24 protein-coding genes, 1 tRNA gene and 4 pseudogenes are annotated in these 23,076 nt (G+C 68.7%); 24 read left to right on the forward strand and 5 right to left on the reverse strand.

Translation table 11 applies throughout. The features are described from left to right. From AB0L59_RS00220 to AB0L59_RS00230, 3 genes are all read left to right on the forward strand, one after another. Positions 1-451: hypothetical protein (locus AB0L59_RS00220; protein WP_365577544.1), on the forward strand; the 451-nt coding region annotated here is incomplete at its 5' end. A 147-nt stretch (positions 452-598) separates the two neighbouring features. Beyond that, positions 599-1,060 carry a GntR family transcriptional regulator gene (locus AB0L59_RS00225; RefSeq protein ID WP_365577547.1) on the forward strand — a complete coding sequence of 154 codons (462 nt, stop codon included), beginning with the start codon at positions 599-601 and terminating at the stop codon, positions 1,058-1,060. Between the two features lie 13 nt (positions 1,061-1,073). Further along, entirely contained in the window at positions 1,074-1,628 is a 555-nt protein-coding gene (locus tag AB0L59_RS00230) for an HD domain-containing protein (protein WP_365579432.1), read from the forward strand. On the opposite strand, the gene AB0L59_RS00235 is transcribed toward AB0L59_RS00230, so the two are convergent. Next, a complete protein-coding gene (locus AB0L59_RS00235; RefSeq protein WP_365577550.1) occupies positions 1,616-2,089 on the reverse strand; it encodes an NUDIX domain-containing protein in 474 nt (157 codons plus the stop codon). The two genes, AB0L59_RS00230 and AB0L59_RS00235, sit on opposite strands and share 13 nt — an antisense overlap. Before the next feature lie 2 nt (positions 2,090-2,091). Then, positions 2,092-2,845: pseudogene (locus tag AB0L59_RS00240) on the reverse strand (helix-turn-helix transcriptional regulator). 507 nt (positions 2,846-3,352) lie between these two features. On the opposite strand from AB0L59_RS00240, the gene AB0L59_RS00245 reads away from it, so the two are divergent. The 5 genes and pseudogenes from AB0L59_RS00245 to AB0L59_RS00265 all read left to right on the forward strand — a co-directional run bounded on the left by AB0L59_RS00245 (position 3,353) and on the right by AB0L59_RS00265 (position 7,943). Beyond that, complete coding sequence (locus AB0L59_RS00245; RefSeq protein ID WP_365577553.1) at positions 3,353-3,583, forward strand: hypothetical protein; 231 nt, start codon at positions 3,353-3,355, stop codon at positions 3,581-3,583. A 5-nt stretch (positions 3,584-3,588) separates the two neighbouring features. Beyond that, positions 3,589-3,879: pseudogene (locus AB0L59_RS00250) on the forward strand (transcriptional regulator); the annotation flags it as partial. Positions 3,880-4,138: 259 nt separating this feature from the next. Continuing rightward, complete coding sequence (locus AB0L59_RS00255) at positions 4,139-5,197, forward strand: tyrosine-type recombinase/integrase (protein ID WP_365577556.1); 1,059 nt, start codon at positions 4,139-4,141, stop codon at positions 5,195-5,197. After that, positions 5,194-5,523, forward strand: coding sequence for a helix-turn-helix transcriptional regulator (locus AB0L59_RS00260; RefSeq protein ID WP_365577559.1), 330 nt, complete (start codon positions 5,194-5,196; stop codon positions 5,521-5,523). Before AB0L59_RS00255 ends, AB0L59_RS00260 begins: the two co-directional genes overlap by 4 nt. Then, positions 5,520-7,943 (forward strand): hypothetical protein, encoded by a 2,424-nt coding sequence (locus tag AB0L59_RS00265; protein ID WP_365577562.1) that lies wholly within the window; start codon positions 5,520-5,522, stop codon positions 7,941-7,943. The genes AB0L59_RS00260 and AB0L59_RS00265 overlap by 4 nt, the downstream gene beginning before the upstream one ends. A gap of 48 nt (positions 7,944-7,991) precedes the next feature. On the opposite strand, the gene AB0L59_RS00270 is transcribed toward AB0L59_RS00265, so the two are convergent. Further along, positions 7,992-8,369 (reverse strand): hypothetical protein, encoded by a 378-nt coding sequence (locus AB0L59_RS00270; RefSeq protein ID WP_365577565.1) that lies wholly within the window; start codon positions 8,367-8,369, stop codon positions 7,992-7,994. Positions 8,370-8,690: 321 nt separating this feature from the next. On the opposite strand from AB0L59_RS00270, the pseudogene AB0L59_RS00275 reads away from it, so the two are divergent. The 15 genes and pseudogenes from AB0L59_RS00275 to AB0L59_RS00345 form a co-directional block, all read left to right on the forward strand. Beyond that, positions 8,691-8,861: pseudogene (locus tag AB0L59_RS00275) on the forward strand (transcriptional regulator); the annotation flags it as partial. 94 nt (positions 8,862-8,955) lie between these two features. Beyond that, a complete protein-coding gene (locus tag AB0L59_RS00280) occupies positions 8,956-9,246 on the forward strand; it encodes a hypothetical protein (RefSeq protein ID WP_365579434.1) in 291 nt (96 codons plus the stop codon). Beyond that, positions 9,243-9,944, forward strand: a pseudogene (locus AB0L59_RS00285) (protein spdB); the annotation flags it as partial. The gene AB0L59_RS00280 and the pseudogene AB0L59_RS00285, both read left to right, overlap by 4 nt. 470 nt (positions 9,945-10,414) lie before the next feature. After that, positions 10,415-10,762, forward strand: a complete 348-nt coding sequence (locus tag AB0L59_RS00290; RefSeq protein WP_365577568.1) for an RRQRL motif-containing zinc-binding protein — start codon at positions 10,415-10,417, stop codon at positions 10,760-10,762. Beyond that, on the forward strand, positions 10,746-11,123 hold the full coding sequence (locus tag AB0L59_RS00295; RefSeq protein WP_365577571.1) for a DUF6251 family protein: 378 nt from the start codon (positions 10,746-10,748) through the stop codon (positions 11,121-11,123). Before AB0L59_RS00290 ends, AB0L59_RS00295 begins: the two co-directional genes overlap by 17 nt. Positions 11,124-11,203: 80 nt before the next feature. Then, positions 11,204-11,410 (forward strand): DUF6257 family protein, encoded by a 207-nt coding sequence (locus AB0L59_RS00300; protein WP_365577574.1) that lies wholly within the window; start codon positions 11,204-11,206, stop codon positions 11,408-11,410. 89 nt (positions 11,411-11,499) lie between these two features. After that, on the forward strand, positions 11,500-13,581 hold the full coding sequence (locus tag AB0L59_RS00305; protein ID WP_365577577.1) for a cell division protein FtsK: 2,082 nt from the start codon (positions 11,500-11,502) through the stop codon (positions 13,579-13,581). 150 nt (positions 13,582-13,731) lie between these two features. Further along, positions 13,732-14,004 (forward strand): hypothetical protein, encoded by a 273-nt coding sequence (locus AB0L59_RS00310; protein ID WP_365577580.1) that lies wholly within the window; start codon positions 13,732-13,734, stop codon positions 14,002-14,004. Continuing rightward, positions 13,995-14,183 carry a hypothetical protein gene (locus tag AB0L59_RS00315; protein ID WP_365577583.1) on the forward strand — a complete coding sequence of 63 codons (189 nt, stop codon included), beginning with the start codon at positions 13,995-13,997 and terminating at the stop codon, positions 14,181-14,183. The genes AB0L59_RS00310 and AB0L59_RS00315 overlap by 10 nt, the downstream gene beginning before the upstream one ends. An 11-nt stretch (positions 14,184-14,194) precedes the next feature. Beyond that, on the forward strand, positions 14,195-14,737 hold the full coding sequence (locus AB0L59_RS00320) for a hypothetical protein (RefSeq protein WP_365577586.1): 543 nt from the start codon (positions 14,195-14,197) through the stop codon (positions 14,735-14,737). Between the two features lie 124 nt (positions 14,738-14,861). Beyond that, positions 14,862-15,590, forward strand: coding sequence for a DNA methylase (locus AB0L59_RS00325; RefSeq protein ID WP_365579436.1), 729 nt, complete (start codon positions 14,862-14,864; stop codon positions 15,588-15,590). Continuing rightward, positions 15,587-16,435 (forward strand): bifunctional DNA primase/polymerase, encoded by an 849-nt coding sequence (locus AB0L59_RS00330; protein WP_365577589.1) that lies wholly within the window; start codon positions 15,587-15,589, stop codon positions 16,433-16,435. Before AB0L59_RS00325 ends, AB0L59_RS00330 begins: the two co-directional genes overlap by 4 nt. A gap of 2 nt (positions 16,436-16,437) precedes the next feature. Further along, positions 16,438-17,913, forward strand: a complete 1,476-nt coding sequence (locus AB0L59_RS00335) for an ATP-binding protein (protein WP_365577591.1) — start codon at positions 16,438-16,440, stop codon at positions 17,911-17,913. Between the two features lie 453 nt (positions 17,914-18,366). Next, complete coding sequence (locus AB0L59_RS00340) at positions 18,367-18,594, forward strand: helix-turn-helix domain-containing protein (protein ID WP_365577594.1); 228 nt, start codon at positions 18,367-18,369, stop codon at positions 18,592-18,594. A gap of 84 nt (positions 18,595-18,678) precedes the next feature. Further along, the gene (locus AB0L59_RS00345) at positions 18,679-19,920 is read left to right on the forward strand and encodes a tyrosine-type recombinase/integrase (protein ID WP_365577597.1); all 1,242 of its coding nucleotides are present in this window, start codon (positions 18,679-18,681) and stop codon (positions 19,918-19,920) included. A 105-nt stretch (positions 19,921-20,025) separates the two neighbouring features. On the opposite strand, the gene AB0L59_RS00350 is transcribed toward AB0L59_RS00345, so the two are convergent. Together AB0L59_RS00350 and AB0L59_RS00355 are read right to left on the reverse strand one after the other, a co-directional pair. Then, positions 20,026-20,943, reverse strand: a complete 918-nt coding sequence (locus tag AB0L59_RS00350; protein ID WP_365577600.1) for a DUF6551 family protein — start codon at positions 20,941-20,943, stop codon at positions 20,026-20,028. Between the two features lie 355 nt (positions 20,944-21,298). Continuing rightward, positions 21,299-21,370: transfer RNA gene (locus tag AB0L59_RS00355), tRNA-Cys, on the reverse strand. Positions 21,371-21,544: 174 nt separating this feature from the next. Between AB0L59_RS00355 and AB0L59_RS00360 the strand changes: the two genes are divergently transcribed. After that, positions 21,545-22,981 (forward strand): MFS transporter, encoded by a 1,437-nt coding sequence (locus AB0L59_RS00360; RefSeq protein ID WP_365577603.1) that lies wholly within the window; start codon positions 21,545-21,547, stop codon positions 22,979-22,981. The last annotated feature ends 95 nt before the right edge of the window (positions 22,982-23,076 follow it).

Below are 23,076 nucleotides of genomic sequence, written 5' to 3' on the forward strand. Positions count from 1 at the left end.
TGCGGCCGAGAGGGCGCGTAAGGAGCAGGAGCGGAGGGCCGCTCGGGATGCGGCCGAGAGGGCGCGTAAGGAGCAGGAGCGGAGGGCCGCTCGGGATGCGGCCGAGAGGGCGCGTAAGGAGCAGGAGCGGAGGGCCGCTCGGGAAACGGCCGAGAGAGAGCGCGAGAAGCAAGTACCTAAGCGGCCGAAGAAGAAGTGGTTCGGAGCGAAGGCATCAGAATTTCAAGTGGTCTACACTGGAGAGGCATATTCTCTATGCGTTCTCTTCGAGGCCCAACTTCGAATGCTCCCCGGGTGGATATTTTCAACTACAACTATTCTGCCAGGTTATTACATTTTTGACGCAGGTCAGCAGAATTGGGTGTCTTTCCCTCTAGGTGATGACGGATGGCAAGCTGCATGGGTTTCGTTCTGCCGGTATGAGGCTTCCTTGAGGTCCTCGTGGTGGTGATGTGATTCGGCGCAGAGATCACAAAGCCGTACAGACGTCTTCGGCGACAAGACGTGCCGCGAGGGCGGGGTATCCGGTAGGGCTTCAGCCTCAAACTGATCAGTGCGACACTTACCCCAGTGATGGGGTACGGGTGGAGGAGAGCGAGTGTCGCAGGCAGCGAGCCCGCGAGGGACCTTCCAACAGATCGCGGACGCGTTGAAGCTGGAAATTGACAACGATCGGGGGATGGTCGAGCTGCCCGCGGTTATGGAACTCATGGAGAGGTACGGCGTCTCACGCGGCGTCGTCCTCCGAGCGTTCCAGGTGCTTCGTAGGAGCGGTGATGCTGAGCCGGTGCCCGGCGGGCGCTGGCGCGTGGTCAGGTCGGGGGATGCGGTTGACCGTCGGCCGCTTGAGGAGCGGATCGCCGCCGTCATCACGGATGACTGCCTGGCAGTTGGGGCACCGTTCCCTAGTGCGTCTGCTCTCGCCACCAGGTTCGGGGTCTCGCGTCCCACTGTGACAAAGGCTCTCGACAAGCTTGAGGCCGCCGGCGTGTTGGCGAGTGGAGGGCAGGGCAAGGTGCGGACCGTCCGTGCCGTGCCGAATCGAGAGGAGCGTTCGTAGCTTGTCGGAGCTGATGGAGTGGGCTTACCCCCTGGCTGAGTCCCTACTGGCTGAGCCGCTGCCGCGTCGCTGGAAGCATTGCCTCGGAGTAGCCGAGCGGGCGCGCACCATTGCGCTCATCCTGGGAGAGGATGCCGAGTTGCTGGAAGCTGCGGCCGTGCTGCATGACATCGGCTACGCCCCGGACCTCGCCAAGACGGGGTTCCACCCCCTGGACGGGGCCCGCTACCTGCGGGACGTCGCCAACGCCGACGAACGGGTCGTGCGCCTGGTGGCGCACCATTCCTGTGCCTGGATGGAGGCCGAGGCCCGCGGTCTCCGTCAGGAGTTGGAGGGCGAGTTCCCCCGCGAGAGCGCGCATCTGAATGACGCGCTCTGCTACTGCGACATGAACACCACGCCGGACGGTGAGCCGACGAACCCGGTGGACCGGGTCAACGAGATCGCCGGCCGCTACGGGCCGGACAGCCTGATCGGCACGTTCATCCGCCGCGCCGAGCCGGAGATCTGCGCAAGCACGGCGCGCGTGCTCGAACGCGTTGCCGTCGCCAAGCGTCAGCCGATGTAGGGGGTCGTTCGCGTCCGATCCATGGCGTGCTCGATGCGGAGCCGCATCGTGGGGTGCACGTCGAGTTCCGGCAGGTCCGTTGGGTCGACCCAACGGACCTGCGTCGTCTCGTTGCTCGTACGCACCTCACCGCCGACCGGCCGCGCGCGGAAGCAGATGCTGAACTGTTGGCGCACTTCGCCGTCGTCGTACTGCATCACGTGTCCGGGGTCGGTGTAGATCCCGGACACGTCGATGACTTCGGCCTTGATGCCAGTCTCTTCCCAGACTTCGCGCACTACGGTGTCGCTGATGGACTCGCCTACGTCATGCCCGCCGCCAGGCAATGCCCAGCGTCCGTTGTCCGACCGCTGAATCATGAGCACCTGCCCTGCGTCGTTCTGGACGAACGCCACGACGGAGGGCACGACCGAGTTGGCCGGCGGTGCGTCGGGGTCGTGCAGGTAGTCAATGCGTCCCATGATCAGGCTCCCGTGATGTCGCCGTCCGAAACCTGGCGAGCGCCTCCCCAGGTCTGTTCGATGCTATTCGCGTACGAACAGTCCGCCGCCCGGCATGCGACGCAGGTGGAAGACGGGGGCCATGTAGGCGCCGATACCGTAGACGTGGGGGTTGACGAGCATCTCGTCATCGGACCGATAGATGGAGTTGTAGAGCGTCGTGGCGTGCAGCCGGAAGCTGATCTCAGGGTGGCTCTTGAAGAGCGGTCGGTAGTTCACCAACGCGTTCCGAATCTTGCCGTCCATGATCCGGTGCCCCTCGTCTATGCCGCGCTGCCGAACGGCCTCGCAGTCCGGGTCCCCGAGCAGGATGCGCACCTGAGTGGTCCCCTCAACCTTCTTCTTCAGAAGGTCGACGAACAGGGGATCCTCGGACAGGAAGAGCCCGGAGTAGACGAGAACGTCAAGGTTTCTCTCAGCTCGTGCGTACATCTCACGCCACAGGTTCGGCGGCACGGTGTGGCGATGCGGATAGACGGCCACAATCTCCGCCTTTGTGAGGTCCGTTGCGCTCTCCAGGGTGCGGCCGTCGTCCCACAGCGTCGTGACGTCGACCTTGAGCGCTGCGGCCGTGGCGTACTGGTGTCGGCGGTACGGCACCTTCCCCTGCGTGATCCAACGTTCGACCGTCTTCGGGTTGACCTTGATCTCCTCGGCAAGGTCCTGAACGGTCATGCCCTGAGCCAACAGGGCTGAGCGCAGACGCTCGTTGGACATCCATCCCCCCGAGGGACATCTAGGGAGCTCTTGAAGGCAGTAGGGCGCTCTTGACGGTAGCCAGAACTCCCTGAGCTGTCCACGTATGGGGTGACCAACTCACCTGATCTGCAGTGATTCTGATGGTGCGCCAAGAAGTCCCGGCGCAAAGCCAAAGAGGCTCCGTCGCTGTACTTGACGGCCCCCTGTGCAGTACCTGTAAAACAGGTACTGCATCGCCCCGGAGGAAAGCCTGCAGGGGTGAGTGCGAAGGCAGCGTTCGTTCCTTGAGAACTCAACAGAGTGCTTTGAGATCGACGGGGCTTGACCCCGTCCCCGTGACGGCCGGGTGACGATCGTCGGCCCCGGTATCCAGCCGTGAGGGCGCGGAATCGACTTCCGCCCGGGGTCACCTGGCCCGCCGCGTGTGCGGCGTTGGCCCGTTTCTCCGGGCGCGGCGGCACTCCCGGACAGGACAGCCCGCCGCTTCCGGTCTCCATCCCGACAAGCTCAAGGAGTGGAAACATAGTGAACCAGAGCGACCTCAACGACATCGGTCACCGCATCGCGTCCGCCGCGCTGGAGTTCGCCCCCGGCTACCGGCCGACCGCGAGCCAGAAGGCGGACGCCGCCGCGATCCTGCGAGACATGATTCAGGCGGCCGAGCTGCACGGCGTGACGTTCGCGGACTTCGACGCTGTTGCTCGCTTCGCCCGGCTGGCCATTCAGCTCGTTCAGTCCCGCGACGAGAGCCTGTGACCGCCGTGGACGCCGCTACCTTCGCCGCCGTGTTCATCGCCCTGTACGTCGCCCACAGTGTGGGCGACCACTGGGTGCAGACCTCGCAGCAGTCCGCGCACAAGGGCCTTCCCGGTTGGGCCGGCCGTCTCGCGGACGCCCGGCACGTCGCCACCCTGACGCTCACCAAGGTTGCCGTCCTGCTGCCGGTCGCATGGCTGCTGGACCTGCACCTGCCCGGGCTCGGAATCGTCGCCGGTCTCGCCGTCGACGCGGCCTCGCACTGGTGGGCCGACCGGCGCACCGCGCTCGCGTGGGACCCCGGGGAATTGCATCTGATGCGTGAAGAGCGAGCACCGTATGGCCTTGTCCTGGGGGAAGCATAGCGACGGCCTTCGTCGTCAGGAGCCACTTCAACTGGCTTCCTGACCTGCTGGTTTGATCAACGTCATTCGTTAGATGCATGATTTCACCCTCTAGTGAGAGAGGGTGAGAGTGTCCGACAGTACGCGGGAGCTACCTGGAGCCGCACGGTTGGAGCTCGTCTCTGGCGTGCACTTGCTGCACCCGGAAGACATGGTGCTTGAGGCGATGCTGACGGGCTGGGGGCGCCAGCAGTTGGGAGGGCGAGGGCTCCAGGCCCGTACGGCGGAAGGCCGCCGCAAGATGGTTGAGCAGTTCCGAGACTTCACGAACGAGTACCCGTGGAACTGGACGGCCGCGCACATCGACGAGTGGATGACTGACCTCGTCGCCAGCCACAACCGGGCCTCGTCGACACTCCGCGCCTACCAGGGCGCCGTGGGCCTGTTCATGGACTACCTGCTCAACCCGGTCTATGGCTGGGTCGACGTCTGCCTGGACCGCTTCGGTACGCACCCGACGCCGATCCTGCATGACGGCAACCGGAGAGAACACCTTGCGGACTACGAGGGCGACCCGGGCCGCAGGCCGATGACCCGCGACGAGTGTCAGATGCTCTTCGACCACATCGACGAGCGCGTGGAGCGGGCGACGCGGCGAGGCCGCAAAGGGGCCTTGACCGCCTACAGGGACTCCACCCTGTTCAAGACGATCTATGGATGGGGCTTGCGGGCCTCCGAAGCGTCCGGCCTGGACGTCGTGGACCTCTACCGGAATGCGAAGGCTCCCCAGTTCGGCCGGTACGGCATGGTGCACGTCCGCAAGGCCAAGGGCACGAAGGGTTCGGGGCCGCGCCGGCGCAACGTCGCCAGCATCATGCCGTGGGCGGTGGAGTCCCTGGAGGACTACGTCGTCAACATCCGGCCCCGTTACGGCTTCCCGGCCCATCCGGCTCTCTGGCTCACCGAGCGCGGCGGCCGTCTGCGGGTGCGTGAGATCGAGGACCGCTTCTCCCTCTATCGCGAGGAGCTCGGGCTGCCGGAGGAGCTGACCCCGCACTGTCTGCGGCATTCGTACGTCACGCACAGCATCGAGGACGGCGTCGATCCGAAGTTCATCCAGGAACAGGTGGGCCATCTCTACGCGTCCACGACGGCCCTCTACACGGCCGTCAGCGACGACTTCGCCAACACGATGATGCTCAAGGCCATTGACTTGGCTTTCGACAACGACCCCGGCCCTCGGGCCATGCAACGGAGCGGACGACGATGAATGCCAAGCTCGACTACAAGTGGCACCTGCGCGAGGTGATGGCCACCAAGGGGATGTTCTCGACCACCGATCTGCGGCCGCTGTTGGCTGAGCGGGGCATCGAGCTGTCCGCCAGCCAGATCTACCGGCTGGTGGTCGAAACTCCGGAACGGCTCAACCTCAAGGTGCTCATGTCCTTGCTGGACATTCTCGGCTGCACGATGGACGACCTGATCGAACCGGTGTCCGTCGGCCGGCCGCGGGCGAAGAAGGCAGCGGATGGCACCGAGACCACTGGCGTCGGAGACTTCCGGCCCAAGCGGGCCCGGATCACGCGGCCCTCATGAGCATCACCGCCCCGTTCGAGGCCGACCCTCACAGGGTGATCGGCGAGCTGGTCGCCGCAGTCGAGCCGGAACTGCCGCCCGAGACCGTCCAGCAGGCGATCCAGCGCTCTGTCGGCTCCAAGCCGGCAGCCATGCGTCTGGCCCAGGCACTGCAGAGCGGCTTGCTGACCTCGGGCCGGGCCGAGGGCCCGGCCTCGGTGGAGCGGTTCATCCGAATCCTGGAGGAGTCCGGGGCTGTCAACGTCGTCCGGCCGCCCTGCTCGCGCTGTGGCAGGCTGCGGCCGTTGACGAACACCAACGGCGCTGGTCTGCGGGTGTGTGCCTCATGCGGCAGCAGCCAAGCGACGCCGGGATGGGCTTGCGCGGTCTGCGGCAACAACGCCACACCGCGCTACGGCCTGGACCGCACCGGCCGCGAGGCATGCCGCTCGTGTTTCAAGGCCGAGTGCACCGAGGACCCGGCCAGGGACCTGCTGGAGTTCCTGGCTGGTCGCTCGCTGGGACTCGGCAAGGATGTTCTGCGGGCCGTCATCGCCGAGGTGACAGAAGGCAAGCTCACGATCGCCCGGCGCCTGCACTGGGACGTGCAAAACGAACCCGGCCTGGTCACCGGCCAGGCGGACCACTACTCACCGCGGACCGTGCTCCTGGTCGACCGCCTCCACCACGCCGGCGCCGCGGGTGTCCCTGTCCCAAAGTGCCCGCACTGCCAGCGCACCGTCCGGCTCGGACACTCGATCAAACGGCTTCGGGTCTGCGGCAACTGCTACAACCGCTCGCTCGCAGAGCCCTGCAAATGGTGCCATCGCTCCCGCCCACCCGCCGGCAGAGACTCCCGGGGCGCCCCGTTCTGCAACAGCTGCCGCGACAAGGAGGCGACCTGCCAGGAGACATGCATCGCCTGCGGCAAATACCGGGCTGTCTCCGCCCGCACTGATCAAGGGCCGCTCTGCTCGGCCTGCCGCAAGCCGCCCACGATGACATGCACCTCCTGCGGCAACCTGCGGCCCTGCTTCCACAGCACCACCGACTCCCCCCGCTGCCGGGCCTGCCTGCTGACACCGCAGCCCTGCACGGACTGCGGCCGGACGAAACGGGTAGTCGCTAGGACCGGCCGCGGCCCGTTCTGCGAAAACTGCTGGGAAGTGGCGCCCGAGGCCCGAAAGCCGTGCGAGAACTGCGGCATCGTCGAGCGGCTGTTCCACTTCGGTTTGTGCCGTCGCTGCGCCGGTGAGCAGATGCTGCTGACGCCGCCGGACGGCAAGCCGCGTCCCGAGCTCGACCAGATCGCGGCCGCCCTGCTCGACCACAATCCCCGCAGGGCCCTGCTCTATACGCGCGAGTCGAAAGCGGCGGCAGCGCTCCTGAACGACCTGGCCTCCGGGGCCTGCGACCTCAGCCATGAGGCTCTCGATGCCCGGACGGTCGGCCACCACCGCGACCTGGCCATCGACTGGTTCAGGTCAGTGCTGGTCGCGGCGGGCATCCTGCCTGTCCGCGACGAGTACCTCGCTCGCCTGGAACGGTGGATCGAGTTCAAGACCGCGGCCCTAGACGATCCCGACCACCGGCAGTTGATCACCGCCTACGCCCGCTGGGACCGGGTCGCTCGCATCCGGCGCCGGGCGCGCGGAAAGCCGATCGCCGCCTCGACAGCGGACATCGCACAGACGCAGATTTCCAAGGCCGTGCTGTTTTTGGCCTGGCTCAAAGACCAGGGCGAGACGCTGGCAACCTGCCGACAGACGCACATCGACCTCTGGCTCACCTCGGAACCCCACCAGGGCCCCTACGCCGCAGGCCCGTTCGTGGCCTGGGCAGTCCGCAGCAAGTTCGCGTCCCAGATCAGCATCCCCACCCGAGCCCGCCGGGTCTCCTACCGCCCGCTCGACGCCGACGAGCGGTGGACGATTACCCGTCGGCTCCTCAACGACGACTCCTTCGAGACCAAGGACCGCGTCGCCGGTCTGATGGTCCTGCTCTACGGCCAGACCCCCGCCAGGACCTGCCGCCTGACCACCGCCCACGTCCTACACGACGAGGACGGCGTCGCCCTTCGTATCAACAAAACGCCGCTCAGGCTGCCGCCGCCCCTAGACGCTCTCGTCCTGCAACTCGTCGACATCGCGCACAGCCAGGAGCATGCGGTGAACAGCAACGAGTTGAACGCACCGTGGCTGTTCCCGACTCAGCGTCCTGGACGGGCGCTGACCAGCAGCCGCCTCGCAACCCGCCTGCGGAATATTGGCCTTCCGCCCGAGGCTGGGCGATGCGCCGCCCTGCTCGACCTCTGCACGCAGATGCCGCCGGCCGTGCTGCAACGGCTCCTCGGCATCAGCTCGATGGCGGCAGAGCGGTGGTCTGCCGGGGCGGTGAGAATGGCCTACGCAGCTGAGGTGGCCCGGCGGCCAGGACTCTGACGCTGAGCCTCATAGTGAGCCTTTTCCAACCTCGCATTGAGGGCGTGATTAGCTGCGGTGTTCGGCGCTGCTGTCGGCGATCGACCGGAACAGCTCGCGAGCCTGCTCGCAGAACTGCTCGACCTCCGTGATGTCCGGCTTGTCACCGTCGGCCAGCATCCGGGCCTGGAGTTGCTCGGAGCGCAGTCCGCCGTAGCGGGCCCGCACCTCGGCGGTCACCGGCTGGACCGCGATGTGCAGGTGCTTGCGCGCGTCGCGGCCGTGCGACCACATGCAGACGTAGGTCTGCTCGGGTCGGCACAACGTCTCCACGACACGAGCGGTATCGCGCAGAAGCGGGCCGAGTTCCGCCGCTGCCGTGTCGTCGAGTTCGGCGATGGCCACGACGTGGTCCCGCGGGCCGACGATCAGGGTGCCGAGATTCATCGGGCCGACGACGTGGTTCACCACCCAGGCAGCGGTCTCGTGCAGGACGCCCCCGGGCAACTCCCGGCGCCCGCTCAGAAGATCACACCCAAGACACCCTGTTACATCCACGCCCACCAGCCTATACAGAGCCGGCAGCGATGAGGCCAGCGGCCAACTCGGCTGGGGAGCAGGCCCCACAGCCGCACCGATCAGGGACGGGATGCCTCCCGTTCTCGTGGCCATCGACTTCAGCGGTGGCCGGGCCGCCTCCCCACGTCAGACGACGCTCACCACCGAGAGGGCACAGCGATGGCTCTATTCCGCACACCGAGATATCCGACCTTGCCGATACTGGCCACGGTGACCGGCAAGGGCGAGTTCTACCGGCTCGGGGCCCCACGCGCTGGCCACGACGACAACCCGCACATCGGCACCGGCGCCTACGCGCTTGACCAGTCCTTCCACCACCTGTGGCTGCTGGTCGCCGCGCTCATCGTCACCACCGTCTGACCCCGGCTTCGCGGGGCGGTCGCACTCCCGGACAAGGACAGCCGACCGCCCCGCGCCCTCCCGACGCACCTGAATGGAGAGATCCACCATGCGCATGCGCACTTTCGTCGCTGGCCAAGAGGCTTTCAGTGACCTGGAGTTCGCGGAACTGGCGCTCGGCATCGACATCGACCTGTTCCGGGGCCCGCTGGAGCCCGAGGAGGACGACGAGCGGGCGGCCCGCGAGGACGCGGCCCGTGACATCCTCGCCGACCTGCGAGAGCGGGCCGAGGACGGCGACGAGATCGCCGGTTGGGACGCCCTGTACGCCGACGCGCTGACCCGCACCGTGCCGTTCCTGCGCGCCGCTCGCGGTCACCGGGCCGGAACGGGGGAAGCGGCATGAAAGCGAAGACCGTGCTGCCCGCCGTCGCGATGACGGCGGTGTCGATGGTGCTCACCCTGGTCGTGGTTGTGATGTGGCTCGGTCGGGCGGTTCCGTGGCCCGTCGCACTGGTCGTCGGTCTCGGGATCGACGGCGGTTGGCTGGCCATCCTCGCCTACGAACGGCGCCTGGCCGCGCAGGGCGATCACAGCCACGTTGTGACCGGCGTCGGCTGGTGCTTCGGCCTCATCGCTGCTGGCGTCCTGGTGGCCCACGCGCTCACCACCACCGGCGGCTCGGCCGGTGCCTGGCTGGCCGTGGCCTGGTTGCCCATCGCGGCGAAGGCACTGTGGCTGGTCCACGGGCTGTGGGAGCGCACCGCGCTCACGCCGGCCGCGCTGGAGGAGATCCGGGGCATCCAGCAGGAGGCACGCGACGAAGCGGCCGTGGCCCGCGCCCGACTGCGCGCTGAGGCGACCACCGAGGAGACCAGGCTTGCGGCTGTGACGGGGGCCGGGGCGCGAGTCGCACGCGTCCAGGCCAAGACCGCCCGCACCCTGGCCGGGGCGTGGTCGACGCTGGAGACGGCCCGCGCCGGGGAGGACACCGGCAGGGCGTTGAGCAGCGTGACGAACCGGGCCACACCCGGTGGCACGCCCCGATGGGAACTACCGGTGTGGGGCCCCACCGAGCCGGTTGCGGCACCCTCGATCCCCTCGATCGAGCCGGCCGACGACCACTCCGCGAATGAGAAGAAATCGGCTGAGACAGAGATGATTCGGTCGACAGCTGATCTGCTGGAATCGACCCCGCTCACGGTCACGCTGACCCGGCTTCCGGTGCCCGATCCGGTCCCGGCCGACGCGGGAAAGTCGAGCCTGCCGCTCAAGCCCGCCCCGGCCCTGACCGCGCCGATCGGATCGGCTCCGTCGGGGTCGACTCGATCGGGGCGGCCGATGGCGGCTGAGTCGACCCGCCCGGCAGTCCGGGCGACGTACCGGGTGCCGGAGTCGGCGAAGACCCCGCGCGTGAAGCGCACCCCGGAACAGCTCCTGGACCAGGCCCGGACCCTGACAGCTGACTGGCCGCACACCCACCTCACCGGAGAGCGGATCCGCCGGGAACTGCATGTCAGCCCGGTCAACGCCCGCAAGCTGCGTGACGCCCTGCTCGCCGAGCGGGCCGCGTGATGGGAGCGCTGCCGGTCTTCCGGTGGCGCCTGGCCCCGGATGGATACGCCACCTACCGCCAACTCCGGGCGCGCGGCCTGCGCCCCGGCGGACAGCCGGTGGCCGCACAGCTCGAACGACCCCGCCGCCGGCGCGGCCCGCTGATCGCCTACCTGTATCGCGTCGACCTGGCCGAGCCCGTGCGGCCCATGACCCCGGCCAGGTGGGCGGCCCTGGGCAAGGCCAACGCTGCCCGCCGCATCTGCCCCGCCTGCCGCGCCGATGCCGGATACGTCATCCCCGCCTCGCTCGGCATGTGCGTGCCGTGCGCCTACCCCGAAGGAACCTCCGATGGAATCGCTGCCTGACGTGCCCCGGGTCGTTCAGCTCCCGGACGGCACCTACGCCTACACCGACCGCCTGCCCGCCCCGCCACAGCAGTACAGCGGCCCGCAGATCATCCACCAGCACGTTCACCAGGCGCCGCCGGACCGCACCGTGCAGCGCATCGCGCTCGGCTCCGGCGTCGGTGCCGGAGCGGTCGCGGCCGGTGTCTACTTCGGCTCACTGCTGGTCGGCGTGCTCACCGCCATGGCCGCCAACCTCGCGCTGATCGCGTTCATCGCGGCTGTGTGCGCGTGGGGTGTCGTCACCGTAGTCCGGTCGGTGGGCGGCGAGCACGGCAAGCGCGCCGCTGCCAACGTGCGCCGCGCCCGCGGCCGTCGCTGACGGCTGCCTGCGGCCCCCGGACGCACGTGCCCGGGGGCCGTGGGGAGCCGGACAGTCCGGCCCGGATCGGAGATGCAGCCGTGAGCAGCAAGCAGCCCCGCCTCACCGCCGGTGAGAAGGCCCAGCTCGCCTGGTACGTCGCCCGGATGGCCAAGCGCGGAATCGCCGACGACCGCCAGTACGGCGGCCGGGTCGACCAGAGCGACCTTCAGCGCAAGTTCGACCGCGTCATCGCGCAGGCACGCAAGCGCGAGGAGCGCGCCAAGAACAGCAAGAACCGCAAGTAGCAACGCCCCGGGGGCGGCCGTCCCGGCCAAGGAACCAGGGCCGCCCCCGGGCTACCCACCACCCGTTTGAGCAGCAGGGAGACCCCAGCATGACGGAAAGCACGACGGGCCCGCACCTGCGGCCCGTGCCCGACACCGCCCCCGACGACGACGCCCCGGCGGCCGCCGTCCCGGTGGACAACCCGGCCCTGCCGGACCCGAGGGTGACCATCGAGAAGCGCAAGCCGGTGCTGGCCGGGTGGCTGACCAACCGGCGTGACTTCCTCGCCACCGCCCGCCACGCCGGCGCGAACGTCGGCTACGCCGCGCTCTACCACGGGGTGCGCGTCCCGGTGTACGCCGGACGGCTCGCCCTCATGGCGCCCCGGGGCGCGTGCCGGTTCATCGCGGCGACGAACCGGTGGGTGTGGGACCGCGAGGCCGCACCTCTGCGGGAGTTCGCGGTACGCACCGAGGACGTCGAGGAGTACATGCGCCTGGCCCGACTCCGCGCCGGCCGCATCCGGCTGCGCGGCCTGGTCACCCTCGTCGCGGCGGTGTTCGGTCTCGGTTTTGCTCTCTACCTCTACGTCCTGGCCCCCGAGTATCTGTACGCGTTCGCGGCTGGCGGGGTGCTGCTGCTCGGCATGGGCGGGCAGCAGCCCGACGCGCCGGTCATCGGGGCCGCCGTGATGCGCACCGAGTTGCAGAAGCTCACCGGCACGATCGTCCTGCGGGGACTCGACTCGATCGGCATCCCGAAGATCACCGCCGCCATCAAGAAGGGTGGCGACATGGACGGGATGCGGTTCACCTCCGAGATCGTCCGGGACGGGCCCGGCTACCGCGCCGACCTGGACCTTCCCTACGGGGTCACCCCGGACGACATCATGGAAAAGCGCGAATCCCTCGCCTCCGGCCTGCGCCGCAAGGTCGGCTGCGTCTGGCCGTCCGGCGACCCCGACGAGCATGAGGGGCGCCTGGTGCTGTGGGTTGGTGACCGGCCCATGAACGAGACGACGAAGCCGGCCTGGCCGCTGCTGAAGGACGGCAGGGTCGACCTGTTCAAGCCCGTCATCTTCGGCAACGACCAGCGCATGCGCTGGGTCGAGGTGACGCTGATGTTCGCCGCGATCGTCATCGGCTCCGTCCCCCGCATGGGCAAGACGTTCCTTCTGCGTCTGCTGCTGCTGATCTGCGCCCTCGACCCCCGCGCGGCCCTGTACGCGTTCGACCTGAAGGGCACCGGAGATCTCGGCCCGCTGGAACCCGTCTGCCACCGCTACCGCTCCGGTGAGGAAGACGAGGACGTCGAGTACATCCTGCACGCCTTGCGCGAGGTCAAGGAGGAACTGCGGCGCCGGGCCAAGGTGATCCGCAGCCTGCCGCGTGCACGGTGCCCGGAATCGAAGGTGACGCCCGACCTGGCCAGTGACAAGAGCCTGGGTCTGCACCCGATCGCCATCGGTATCGATGAGTGCCAGGTGGTGTTCGAGCACGAGAAGTACGGCGCTGAGATCGAGGCCATCTGCACCGACATCACCAAGCGCGGCCCGGCGTTGGGCATCATCGGCATGTTCGCCACCCAGCGGCCCGACGCGAAGTCGCTGCCTCCCGGCATCTCCGCCAACGCCATCCTGCGGTTCTGCCTGAAGGTGATGAACCACCAGGCCAACGACATGGTGCTCAGCACCGGTGCCTACAAGGCAGGCATCCGCGCCACCATGTTCAGCCGCCGCGATCTGGGCATCTGCTGGATGGCCGGCGAGGGCGACGACCCGCGCATCGTCGCGAGTGCGTTCGTGGACGCCCCGAAGGCCGAACTGGTCGTCACGCGGGCGCGGAAGATGCGCGAGGAGTACGGCAACGTCACCGGGCACGCCATCGGCCAGGGTCCCGAGAGGACCGGTGCCGGGTCCGACATCCTCGCCGACGTCCTCGACGTCATCGCCGCCGACGAGAAGGCCGTGTGGTGCGAGCGCATCGCCGTCCGCCTCGCCGACGCCCACCCCGACACCTACGCCGGATGGCAGGGCGAGAACGTCACCGCCGCCCTCAAGCCCTGGGGCATCAAGCCGGGGCAGGTGTGGGGCACCACCGACGACGGCGAGGGCGCCAACCGGCGCGGCATCAAGCGCGCCGACATCACCGCCGCGATTACGCGCCGTAACGCCGATCGGGCCGCCGCCTAGCCCGAGCACAGGTGCTAGACCTAGCAGCCGCCACCGCTAGGTCTAGCACCCCCACTAGCACCCCATAGGGCTGCTGATCAGCGAACTAGCTTCTAGCGGCCCACCTGCGGAAACATCCTGAAACCGCCCTGAGAAGGGATGTGAGCCGTCGTGGCTCTCGCTAGCCTCGCCGTCCTGCTCATCCTCGCCGGTTACGCAGCGTTGTGTGCCATCCAGCCGTTCGCCCCATGCCGGAAGTGCTCCGGCATGGGCGTCCGGCTCACCGGACGCAGCAAGGTCAAGCTCTGCCGCCGCTGCCGTGGGCAGCGTTACCGGCTCCGCCTCGGCCGCCGCCTGCTCAACACCGGCCGCGACATCCACCGCGCCGGCACCCGCCGACCCCACCGCCACGACCCCGACGAGGAGTTCACCCCATGGCCGTGACCGTCTCGCTCGTAGCCCTGTTCGGACTGGTCCTGTTCTTCCTGCTGCGCCACCACAGCCTCAGCGCCGGCGCGGCGTTCGTCGCCGTGATGTTCGGGTTCTTCCTCGCCTCCACCGGCGCGGCCGGGCCCATCAACCACCTCACCATCGCCGTCGTCCACGCCATCCCCAACCCGTGAGGAGGATCAGGGTGTTCGAGATCCGCATCATCTGCGACCCCGCCGAAACCGACCGCGTCACGACCGCACTCAACACCGCGTTCGCCGCCGGCACGGCCCGCATGTACCCGACCCGCGACGGCAAGCGCGCCCGGCTGTACGTCACGGCCGACCACCGCCCCGCCCCCGAGCCGTTCCCGCTCCCGGACGTGGCGTACGTGCTCGCGCCCAGCATCATCAGCGAAATCGGCTGGACCGCCCGGACCCTCGCCACGACCGAGTGCTTCAACAAGCTGGACCGGGACTACTACCTGCGCAAGGCCGCACTGCTGGACCGCATCGCGCTCCTGGACGAACCCGACCTGTTCAACGACGGCGACGCCCGGGAAACTGCCCGCGCGGCGGCCGTGATGCTGCTCGACACCGATCGGCCGCGCCTCGCCCCGCACCTCGCGGAACAGGCAGAGAAGGACCCGCGCGGCTACGTCCGCCAGCAGTACACCCACCGGGCCCGCTGCGTCTGCGACGACTTCGGCGAGGGCGACTGCCTCACCCACCCGGACCCCGACCACTAGCAACGCCCGAGGGCGGCGGCACTCCCGGACAAGGACAGCCCGCCGCCCTCGGTCTCCGTATCCCGACGTAGCAGAACAGGAGACCTACAGCATGACCCAACCGCGCGCTTTCGGCGAGGGCCCCATGACCCACGCCACCCGAACGGGACGAGCCCTGCCCCGGCCGCATCTGCTGGATCTGTTCTCATGCGCCGGCGGCGCCGGTAAGGGCTACGAGAACGCGGGCTTCACCGTGGACGGCTGCGACATCGCCCACCGCCCGAACTACCCCTTCCCGTACCACCACGGCGACGCCCTGACCTACCTCGCCGCCCTGATCACCTCGGGCGAGATCCGCCGGTACACGTTCGTCCACGCCTCCCCGCCATGCCAGGACAAGTGCTCCCTGACCGTGGGCACCAACCGGTCCCAGGGATGGGGCGGTACACACGAAGACCTCGTGGCACCCACCCGCCACCTGCTCGACAAGACCGGCCTGCCCTACGTCATCGAGCAACCGAACGGCCGCGCGGAGATCCGCAAAGACCTCACCCTGTGCGGCGAGATGTTCGGCCTCGGGGTCATCCGGCACCGCAACTTCGAGTTGGGCGGCTGGACGGCCGTCCAGCCGGCGCACGTCCCGCACCGTGGGCGGGTACGCGGGTGGCGACACGGCGAGTACTTCGACGGCCCGTATGTCGCCGCGTACGGCAACGGCGGTGGCAAGCCATCCATCCCTGAGCTTCAGGCCGCCATGGGCATCACCTGGACCGACGTCCGCGAGGAACTGACCGAGGCCATCCCGCCCGCTTACACCGAGTGGATCGGCCGCGCCTACCTCGCCGCCACCCAGACCCTGGGGGCGGTCGCGTGAGCACCGTCAACAACCACCTGCGGACCGCGCTTCACCTGGCCACCGCCGGTGTGCCCGTCCTGCCGCTGCGGGACGGAAAGGTGCCGTTCGGCAACTGCCGTGCATGCGCGGGAAACGCGTGCGGCGGGCGGCCCAACATGAAGCGCGCGGGTGCCTGCCGGTGCCCCGCCCCCTGCCACGCATGGGCCGCCGCCACCACTGACCCTGGCCTTATCGCCTCCCTCCTGTGGGCGGCAGCATGGCAGCGGGCCGTCTGCGTCGGCTACCACCCCGGCGGGGCCGGACTGACCGTGGTCGACCTGGACGACGCGGCGGCGGTCGGGTGGGCTCGCGAGGCCCTGCCCCCTACCCGGATCGTGCCGACGACGCGGGGTGAGCACTGGATCTACCGAGGCACCATGCGGTCGGTGAACGCCGTCCGTGACGGCGTTGACATCAAGTCCACGATGGCCTACGCCCGGTGGCTCGGCCCCGGCTCCGGCACCATCACGGCGCTGCCGGAGGTGGTGCGCGCGCTGACCGTGAAGGAACCCTCCCCCGTCCGGCCGACACCGCAGGCCCTCGCCGTGCCCGCACCGGCTGGGGGCGGAGAGTGCCGCCACCGTACGCCCGCCTACCTGGAACGTGGCATTGCCATGGCTGAGCAGCGCATCACCGAGGCGCGCAGCCAGGTGCACACCACCGTCTACCGAACTTTCCTCGCGGTGCTGTCCGCCCATGGCCGGTGTGGCTGCCTCACTGATGCGCACGTGGCGCGGCTGTTCGCCGCGGCTCAGGCCAAGGGCGAATCGCCCCGGCACTGCACCGACGCGTGGACCAACGCCCGTACGAAGTTGGGACTGTAGCCATGTCTGAGGACGAAAAGACCCCGGCCCGCGAGGTCATCACCGACTACGCGCAAGCGCACTTCCGGTACTTCCGCACGGCCGACGGGACCGTGTACGCGCAGAAGAACGGTCACCCCGTGGCCCGTCCGATCCGCTCCCAGGGCACCACGGGCAGCCACCGCCAGGAACTCATGGTCGGGTTGTTCAAGGACGGGGTCGGCGTGTTCAACGGGACCGCCCTGAAGGAGGCGTTGGATTTGATCGAAGCGCTCGCGCTGACCGAGGACGTGCAGCCGGTCCACATCCGCGTCGCGCCGGGATTCGGCGGCGCGACGTGGCTGGACCTGGGGCGTAGCGACGGGCAGTCCGTCCGCATCCATGCCACCGGTTGGGACATCGCCATTCCCGACCCGCGCGAGGTGTGCTGGCGCCGGACCCAGCTCACGGGGGAACTGCCCCTGCCGGCCAAGGACATCGACGGCAAGGGCATCGATCTCCTGCTGCGGCTGTGCAACTTCGCAGGCGCCGAGGCCGAGTGCCTGGCCATCGCCTGGCTCATCGGCTGCCTGGAGCCGTCCGTGCCCGTCCCCGCCCCCTTCCTCACCGGACCGCAGGGCGCGGGCAAATCCACCGGCGGACGGATGCTCGTCAGGGTCATCGAGGGCATGAGCGGCGACCTGCGCCGCGCTCCGAAGGACGAGGAGAACTTGATCGCAGCGGTCGCGGCCGGCTGGGTCACCGCCCTGGACAACCTCTCCCACATGACCCCGGACCTGTCCGACGCCATGTGCTGCATCGTGACCGGCGCTGAGAACGTCAAGCGCGCCCTGTTCACCGACGGGGACGTATTCCGCGCTCGCTACCGCCGCCCCCTGCTGCTGACCGGTATCGATGTGGGAGTCATCCGGCCCGACCTCGCCGAACGGCTCCTGCCGCTACGTTTGGAGCGGCCCCGCGTCCGGCGCACCGAGGCGGAACTGTGGGCGGAGTACGCGGAGGTTCTGCCCGTCGTTCTCGGCTCGCTCCTGGACCTCACGGTCAAGGTCCGCGCGGTTGAGGCGGAGACCCCCACCGACCTGCGAATGGCCGACTTCGCGCACCTGTGCGCGCAGCTCGACGCGGCAACCGGCCTCGGGGCGCTCACCGCGTACCGGGCCAGTCTGGACGACCTGAACGACGACGTGATCGAGGGTGATCTCCTCGCACAGACCGTTCTCAGGCACGCCGACACCATGGAGCCGGGAGCCGCGCAGCGGATGACCTCCACCGAGTGGCTGCACCACCTCAGTCGCCTCCACAGCGGCGACGAACTGCGTCCCCTACCCAAGGGCTGGCCGACCACGGGCAAAGTCCTCTCCGACCGGCTCAAGCGCCTCCAGCCGACGCTTGCCGCTCGGGGTGTCCTCATCGACACGGGCCGCACCAGCGAGGGCCGCTACCTCGAAATGACCCGCATGGCCACGCCGCCCCCGCACGAGCACAAGCGGATGTTCTGACCACGCCCGCGCGCTCGCCCGGACAAGCAAGAAGAGCACCCCGGGGCGCGTGCTCCTCTTGCTGTTCGGCGCAACGCGCCGCCCAAAGATCGCGCCGCGCAGCGGCTCCTTCTTTGCGCGTTAGGCGCCGACCACAACAGAGGCACCCCCTCTTTTGTCCTAAGAGGGAAGACGCTGCGTCATCTGCGTCATGCGAGCCGAAAAGCGGCTGCTGACCTGCGCCTACAGGCATGACGCAGGCGACGGCGTCTGCGTCATCCTGCGTCATCTGCGTCACCGATGACGCAGCCCATGACGCGCCGATGACGCATCCTCCTAGCCGCTGCGTCACAGAAAACCGCAGGTCAGAAGCCCGAATGACGCTGATGACGCAATGACGCAGAAATCCGCACCTCGGACAGACGTGGACCGTCACCCGACCCCGCCAACTCAGATCAGCACGAGAGGTGAGTCTTGACCGAGCACGACAACCCCGCGACGTCCTCGGACCACGACCCGACGCTGGTCCTCCTCAAGGTCGAAGAGGCCGCACGCCGGCTCAGCATCGGCCGGACCACGTGCTACGCGCTCATCCGCTCCGGTGAGCTGGAGTCCATCGACATTGGCCGTCTCCGCCGCGTCCCCGCCGACGCGCCGGCCGCGTACCTCGCCCGCCGACGTGCGGCCCGACGAGCCGCTTGACGACGCCCGGGGCGGCGCCACTCCCGGACAGGACAGCCCGCCGCCCCGGTCTCTACCCCGACACCACGAAACAGGAGCCTGTCTGTGGCAGAGGAAAAGAAGAAGCGCACCCGACAGCCGAACGGTCGCAGCTCGATCTACTTCGGCAAGGACGGAAAGTGGCACGGTCGTGTCACCGTCGGCATCCGTGACGACGGCACGCCCGACCGCCGGCACGTCGAACGTAAAACCCGTGCCGAAGTGACGGCCGCTGTGCGCGATCTGGAGAAGCAACGCGACACCAAGACCGTGAAGAAGCCCGGCAAGGCGTGGACGGTCAAGACATGGCTGACGCACTGGATCGAGAACGTCGCGCCCCTCGCCGTCAACGACAACACGATGGTCGGGTACAGGGTTGCCGTGCGAAAGCACCTCATCCCCGGCTTGGGTTCTCACCGTCTCGACAGGCTCAAGCCTGAGCACATCGAGGCGTTCTACGCGAAAATGCAGGCCAACGGCAGCAAGCCTGCGACCGCTCACCAGGTGCACCGCACCTTCCGAACTGCCCTCAACGAGGCGGTGCGGCGCGGCCATCTCGGCAAGAACCCGGTTCAGTTGGCCAAGGCACCGAAGACGGGGGAGTACGAGGTAGAGCCCTACAGCGTCCAGGAGGTACAGCGGCTACTGAGGGCCGCCGACCAGCACCGGAATTCCGCTCGGTGGGCCGTCGCCCTCGCCCTCGGACTACGCCAAGGGGAGGTGCTGGGGCTGAAGTGGGAAGACGTGGACCTTGAGCGTGGGTTCCTCGTTGTCCGGCGCAGTCGCCATCGGCCGCAGTACGCCCACGGGTGCGCGGAACCCTGCGGACGCAAGGCCGCCGGGTACTGCCCGCAACGGCGGCGCACCAACCCGGAGTTGTCCACCACCAAGTCGCGTGCCGGACGCCGTGCGGTCGGTCTCCCCGAACAGCTCGTTGACCTACTCCGTGCCCACCTCAAGGCGCAGGAAGCGGAGCAGGAGGCGGCTGGGGAGCGGTGGGTGGACAACGGCTTGGTGTTCCCAGATGAGCAGGGCCGCAGCCCGTCCCACCGCCGTGACTGGGCTGAGTGGAAGGCCCTTCTGAATGAGGCGGAGGTTCGCGACGCGCGGTTGCACGACGCGCGCCACACGGCCGCGACGGTTCTGTTGATCCTCGGTGTCCCCGAGCGAGCCGTCATGGGCCTCATGGGTTGGTCGACTACCGCCATGGCCGCTCGGTATCAACACATGATTGACGCGGTACGGGCCGATGTGGCAAAGCAAGTGGACCAACTGATCTGGAGTATCGAGACGCCCCCGAAGCATTAGTTGGACCGCGAGAGAGACGCGGTCCGCCGGTTGGTTGGCAGTGCGGCGGCTCCCTGGCACCGGCGAGTGCCGGTGCCAGGGAGCGGCAGGAGCGGAGCGCCGAAGTTACGCCGCAACCGCGGATCGGGCGGGCGAGACCAACAGCTTCTTCGGATCGCGCAGGCCGCTGTTGTACTGGGTGATGATGTTCTCGGCCAGGGGCACCGCGCGGGAGGCGGAACCGCCGCCGGAGACAGTGGTACGAATGGCATTCATCTTCCAGATCGCCACGGTGGCCTTCTGGAGAGTTTTCACCAGGCGGGCGTCTTGGACTACGTCCCAGTTGGTGTCGTAGATCAAGCCCACGGCGCGGATCGCGATGTTGTCCCAGCTGGCCTTGTCTCGACCCCAGGCGGTGCCCAGGGTGGTCAGGACCTTCGGCAGAAGGCCTTCACGCCTTTCGCCTACGAAAATCAGGGCCTGGACAGCGCCCACACGGTTGGTAGAGGTGCCGCTGGCGACCTCCAATCCGCAAGAGCGCACCTCTTCCCTGATCCGGGTCGCGATCGGGTCCCCGGCGGTGATGGAGACGTTGAAATTGTCGTACGGCTTCACGGGCTTGCGCTGCTTGTTCGCGGCCAGGAACAACCTGGCTTCCTGCTGGCGGGTCAGCCCCTCGTAAACCATGCAGTCGCGCAGGAAGTTCGGGCCCTCCTTCTGCTCGGCTACGCGGGTGGAGTGCTGGCCATCGATCAAGAAGTAGCTTCCGTCGGCGCGCTTGGAGACCGTGGCGACCAAGAGGACGTCCGGATCCCAGATCTTGGCCAGCTTGTTGGCCCAGCCGGGGTCGAAGATGCGCTGCGCATCCATCTCGTCATCGACCTGCAGCTGGCCGACCGGCAGGGCTGCGTAATACTTCTTGACCTGCTGGTTTTGCGTTTGCGTCACCATGAAGTCCCCCCTCAGGAACGGCTGTTGGTGATTCAGTAGACCGCTGAAATTCTCGCGCGTCAACTTTTTTCGCGCCGAAGGAATACCCCGCATGGTCAGAATCTTCGCTCGCGCAGATCAGGGGCCAGGCGCGTCAGTGCCCCGCGCACTCAATCGAGCGGCAACCTTCGACCAGGCTGTGGGCCTTCGGGCAGGGGCGCCGACTTTCGTCAGCTCGCGGGCAAGAGCGTCCCCATCTCCTCGATGGACGCGCACAACGCGCCGGGGGGCGATGGATGCTCTCTCAGGGCCGAGGGCCCGACGGCGAGCTGAGACGGGCGAACCGGACAGTGCCGGCGTGGCTGGCATGTTCTTGCCGGGCTACTGAGACGGAAACTGAGACGGACGGCGAGAAGGGCGGCACCCCTCCGGGGTGCCGCCCTTTCGTTGTGCCTGGTCAGGCAGGTAGAGGCCGTGGCGGGAATCGAACCCGCGTAACCCGCTTTGCAGGCGAGTCCCTGAACCACTCGGGCACACGGCCGTGTTCGTGGAAATGAAGGTACGGCGCCGGCGCCGAGCGGCTCAAGGGAATCGGCGGGGCTGCAACGGGACTGCCACACGGCGTTCATGAAAGGGGGTCGTACGGCCAAGGTCGCAGAGCCGGCCGGACAGCGGACAGGGGTCAAACCGGGTCGTGGACCTTACGCTGACGGGCATGACCGCCCTGGAGCCCAGAGACGCCGCCGTTGCGTCCGACGCCGCCGAGAGAGAAGAGGACGGCGTACTGAGCCGGGCCTACCGGGCGCTCAGCATCGGCGTCGTCTCCGTGGTGCTGCTGATCGCCTTCGAGGCGACCGCTGTCGGCACCGCCATGCCGGTCGCGGCGCGGGACCTGGACGGGGTGGCCCTGTACGCGTTCGCCTTCTCCGGGTATTTCACGACCAGCCTGTTCGGCATGGTGCTGTCGGGCCAGTGGTCCGACCGGCGCGGCCCCCTGGGTGCGCTCACCACCGGCATCGGTGCCTTCGCCGCGGGACTGGTCGTCGCCGGGACCGCACAGGTCATGTGGGTGTTCATCCTCGGGCGGGCGGTGCAGGGTTTCGGCGGCGGGCTGGTCATCGTCGCGCTGTACGTCGTCGTCGGCCGCGCCTACCCGGAGCGGCTGCAGCCCGCGATCCTGGCGGCCTTCGCGGCGGGCTGGATCGTCCCGACCGTCGTCGGCCCGCTCGCCGCCGGTACCGTCACCGAACACCTCGGCTGGCGCTGGGTGTTCCTCGGCATCCCGGTCCTCGTCGTTCTCCCGCTCGCCCTCGCCCTGCCGCAGATACGGCGGAGGGCCTCGGGCCCGGTGGACGCGGCGTCCGGCGACGGTTCCTTCGACCGGCGGCGGATCCGGCTCGCGCTCGGCATCTCCCTCGGCGCCGGCCTCCTGCAGTACGCCGCCCAGGACCTGCGCCCCCTCTCCCTCCTGCCCGGGCTGGCCGGCGCCGCACTGCTGGTCCCCGCCGTCCTCGGTCTCCTGCCGCGCGGCACCTACCGGGCGGCCCGCGGACTGCCCTCCGTCGTGCTGCTGCGGGGCCTGTCCGCCGGGTCCTTCGTCGCCGCCGAGTCCTTCGTGCCGTTGATGCTGGTCACCCAGCGCGGTCTCACTCCGACGCTCGCCGGGTTCTCGATGGCGGCGGGCGGCGGCTCCTGGGCGCTGGGCTCGTGGCTGCAGTCCCGGCCGCGCATGCAGCCGTACCGGGAGCGGCTGATGCTGCTCGGGATGCTGCTGGTCGCCGCGGCGATCACCGCGGCGCCCAGTGTGCTGGTGCACTCCGTGCCGGTCTGGACCCTCGCCGTCGCCTGGGGCTTCGGCTGCCTCGGCATGGGCCTGGTGATCTCCTCCACCAGCGTGCTCCTGCTCCAGCTGTCCGCCCCGAAGGCGGCCGGCGCGAACTCCGCCGCGCTCCAGATCTCCGACGCCCTCTCCAACGTCGTCCTGCTCGCCGCGACCGGCGCCGCGTTCGCGGCCACGGGCGGCGGCAGCACCGCGGTCACCACGGCGACGGCCAACGGCACCCGGCCGACCGCCTTCGCCGTGGTCTTCCTGCCCATGGCGGCAGTGGCGCTCGCGGGGGCGTGGGTGACGACCCGGCTGCGGGCCCGCTGACCCGCGGAGATCGGTCCCCGGCCGGTCCGCCGTTCCTCACTCTTTCGCCATGCGCGAGCCGACCCTCTCCTGCGATCCGGCCGCACGGCGGACAC

Source organism: Streptomyces sp. NPDC052109, assembly GCF_040680195.1.
In the GTDB taxonomy this organism is placed as follows: domain Bacteria; phylum Actinomycetota; class Actinomycetes; order Streptomycetales; family Streptomycetaceae; genus Streptomyces.

What these genes read in the sequence shown, in the direction of transcription:
- AB0L59_RS00265 (WP_365577562.1), top strand. Translation starts at nt 5,520, where the DNA reads ATGAGCATCACCGCCCCGTTCGAGGCCGACCCTCACAGGGTGATCGGC.
- AB0L59_RS00360 (WP_365577603.1), top strand. Translation starts at nt 21,545, where the DNA reads ATGACCGCCCTGGAGCCCAGAGACGCCGCCGTTGCGTCCGACGCCGCC.
- AB0L59_RS00295 (WP_365577571.1), top strand. Translation starts at nt 10,746, where the DNA reads ATGGAATCGCTGCCTGACGTGCCCCGGGTCGTTCAGCTCCCGGACGGC.
- AB0L59_RS00290 (WP_365577568.1), top strand. Translation starts at nt 10,415, where the DNA reads ATGGGAGCGCTGCCGGTCTTCCGGTGGCGCCTGGCCCCGGATGGATAC.
- AB0L59_RS00255 (WP_365577556.1), top strand. Translation starts at nt 4,139, where the DNA reads ATGGTGCTTGAGGCGATGCTGACGGGCTGGGGGCGCCAGCAGTTGGGA.
- AB0L59_RS00335 (WP_365577591.1), top strand. Translation starts at nt 16,438, where the DNA reads ATGTCTGAGGACGAAAAGACCCCGGCCCGCGAGGTCATCACCGACTAC.
- AB0L59_RS00325 (WP_365579436.1), top strand. Translation starts at nt 14,862, where the DNA reads ATGACCCACGCCACCCGAACGGGACGAGCCCTGCCCCGGCCGCATCTG.
- AB0L59_RS00305 (WP_365577577.1), top strand. Translation starts at nt 11,500, where the DNA reads ATGACGGAAAGCACGACGGGCCCGCACCTGCGGCCCGTGCCCGACACC.
- AB0L59_RS00280 (WP_365579434.1), top strand. Translation starts at nt 8,956, where the DNA reads ATGCGCACTTTCGTCGCTGGCCAAGAGGCTTTCAGTGACCTGGAGTTC.
- AB0L59_RS00350 (WP_365577600.1), bottom strand. Translation starts at nt 20,943, where the DNA reads ATGCGGGGTATTCCTTCGGCGCGAAAAAAGTTGACGCGCGAGAATTTC.
- AB0L59_RS00260 (WP_365577559.1), top strand. Translation starts at nt 5,194, where the DNA reads ATGAATGCCAAGCTCGACTACAAGTGGCACCTGCGCGAGGTGATGGCC.
- AB0L59_RS00230 (WP_365579432.1), top strand. Translation starts at nt 1,074, where the DNA reads ATGGAGTGGGCTTACCCCCTGGCTGAGTCCCTACTGGCTGAGCCGCTG.
- AB0L59_RS00235 (WP_365577550.1), bottom strand. Translation starts at nt 2,089, where the DNA reads ATGGGACGCATTGACTACCTGCACGACCCCGACGCACCGCCGGCCAAC.
- AB0L59_RS00315 (WP_365577583.1), top strand. Translation starts at nt 13,995, where the DNA reads ATGGCCGTGACCGTCTCGCTCGTAGCCCTGTTCGGACTGGTCCTGTTC.
- AB0L59_RS00270 (WP_365577565.1), bottom strand. Translation starts at nt 8,369, where the DNA reads ATGAATCTCGGCACCCTGATCGTCGGCCCGCGGGACCACGTCGTGGCC.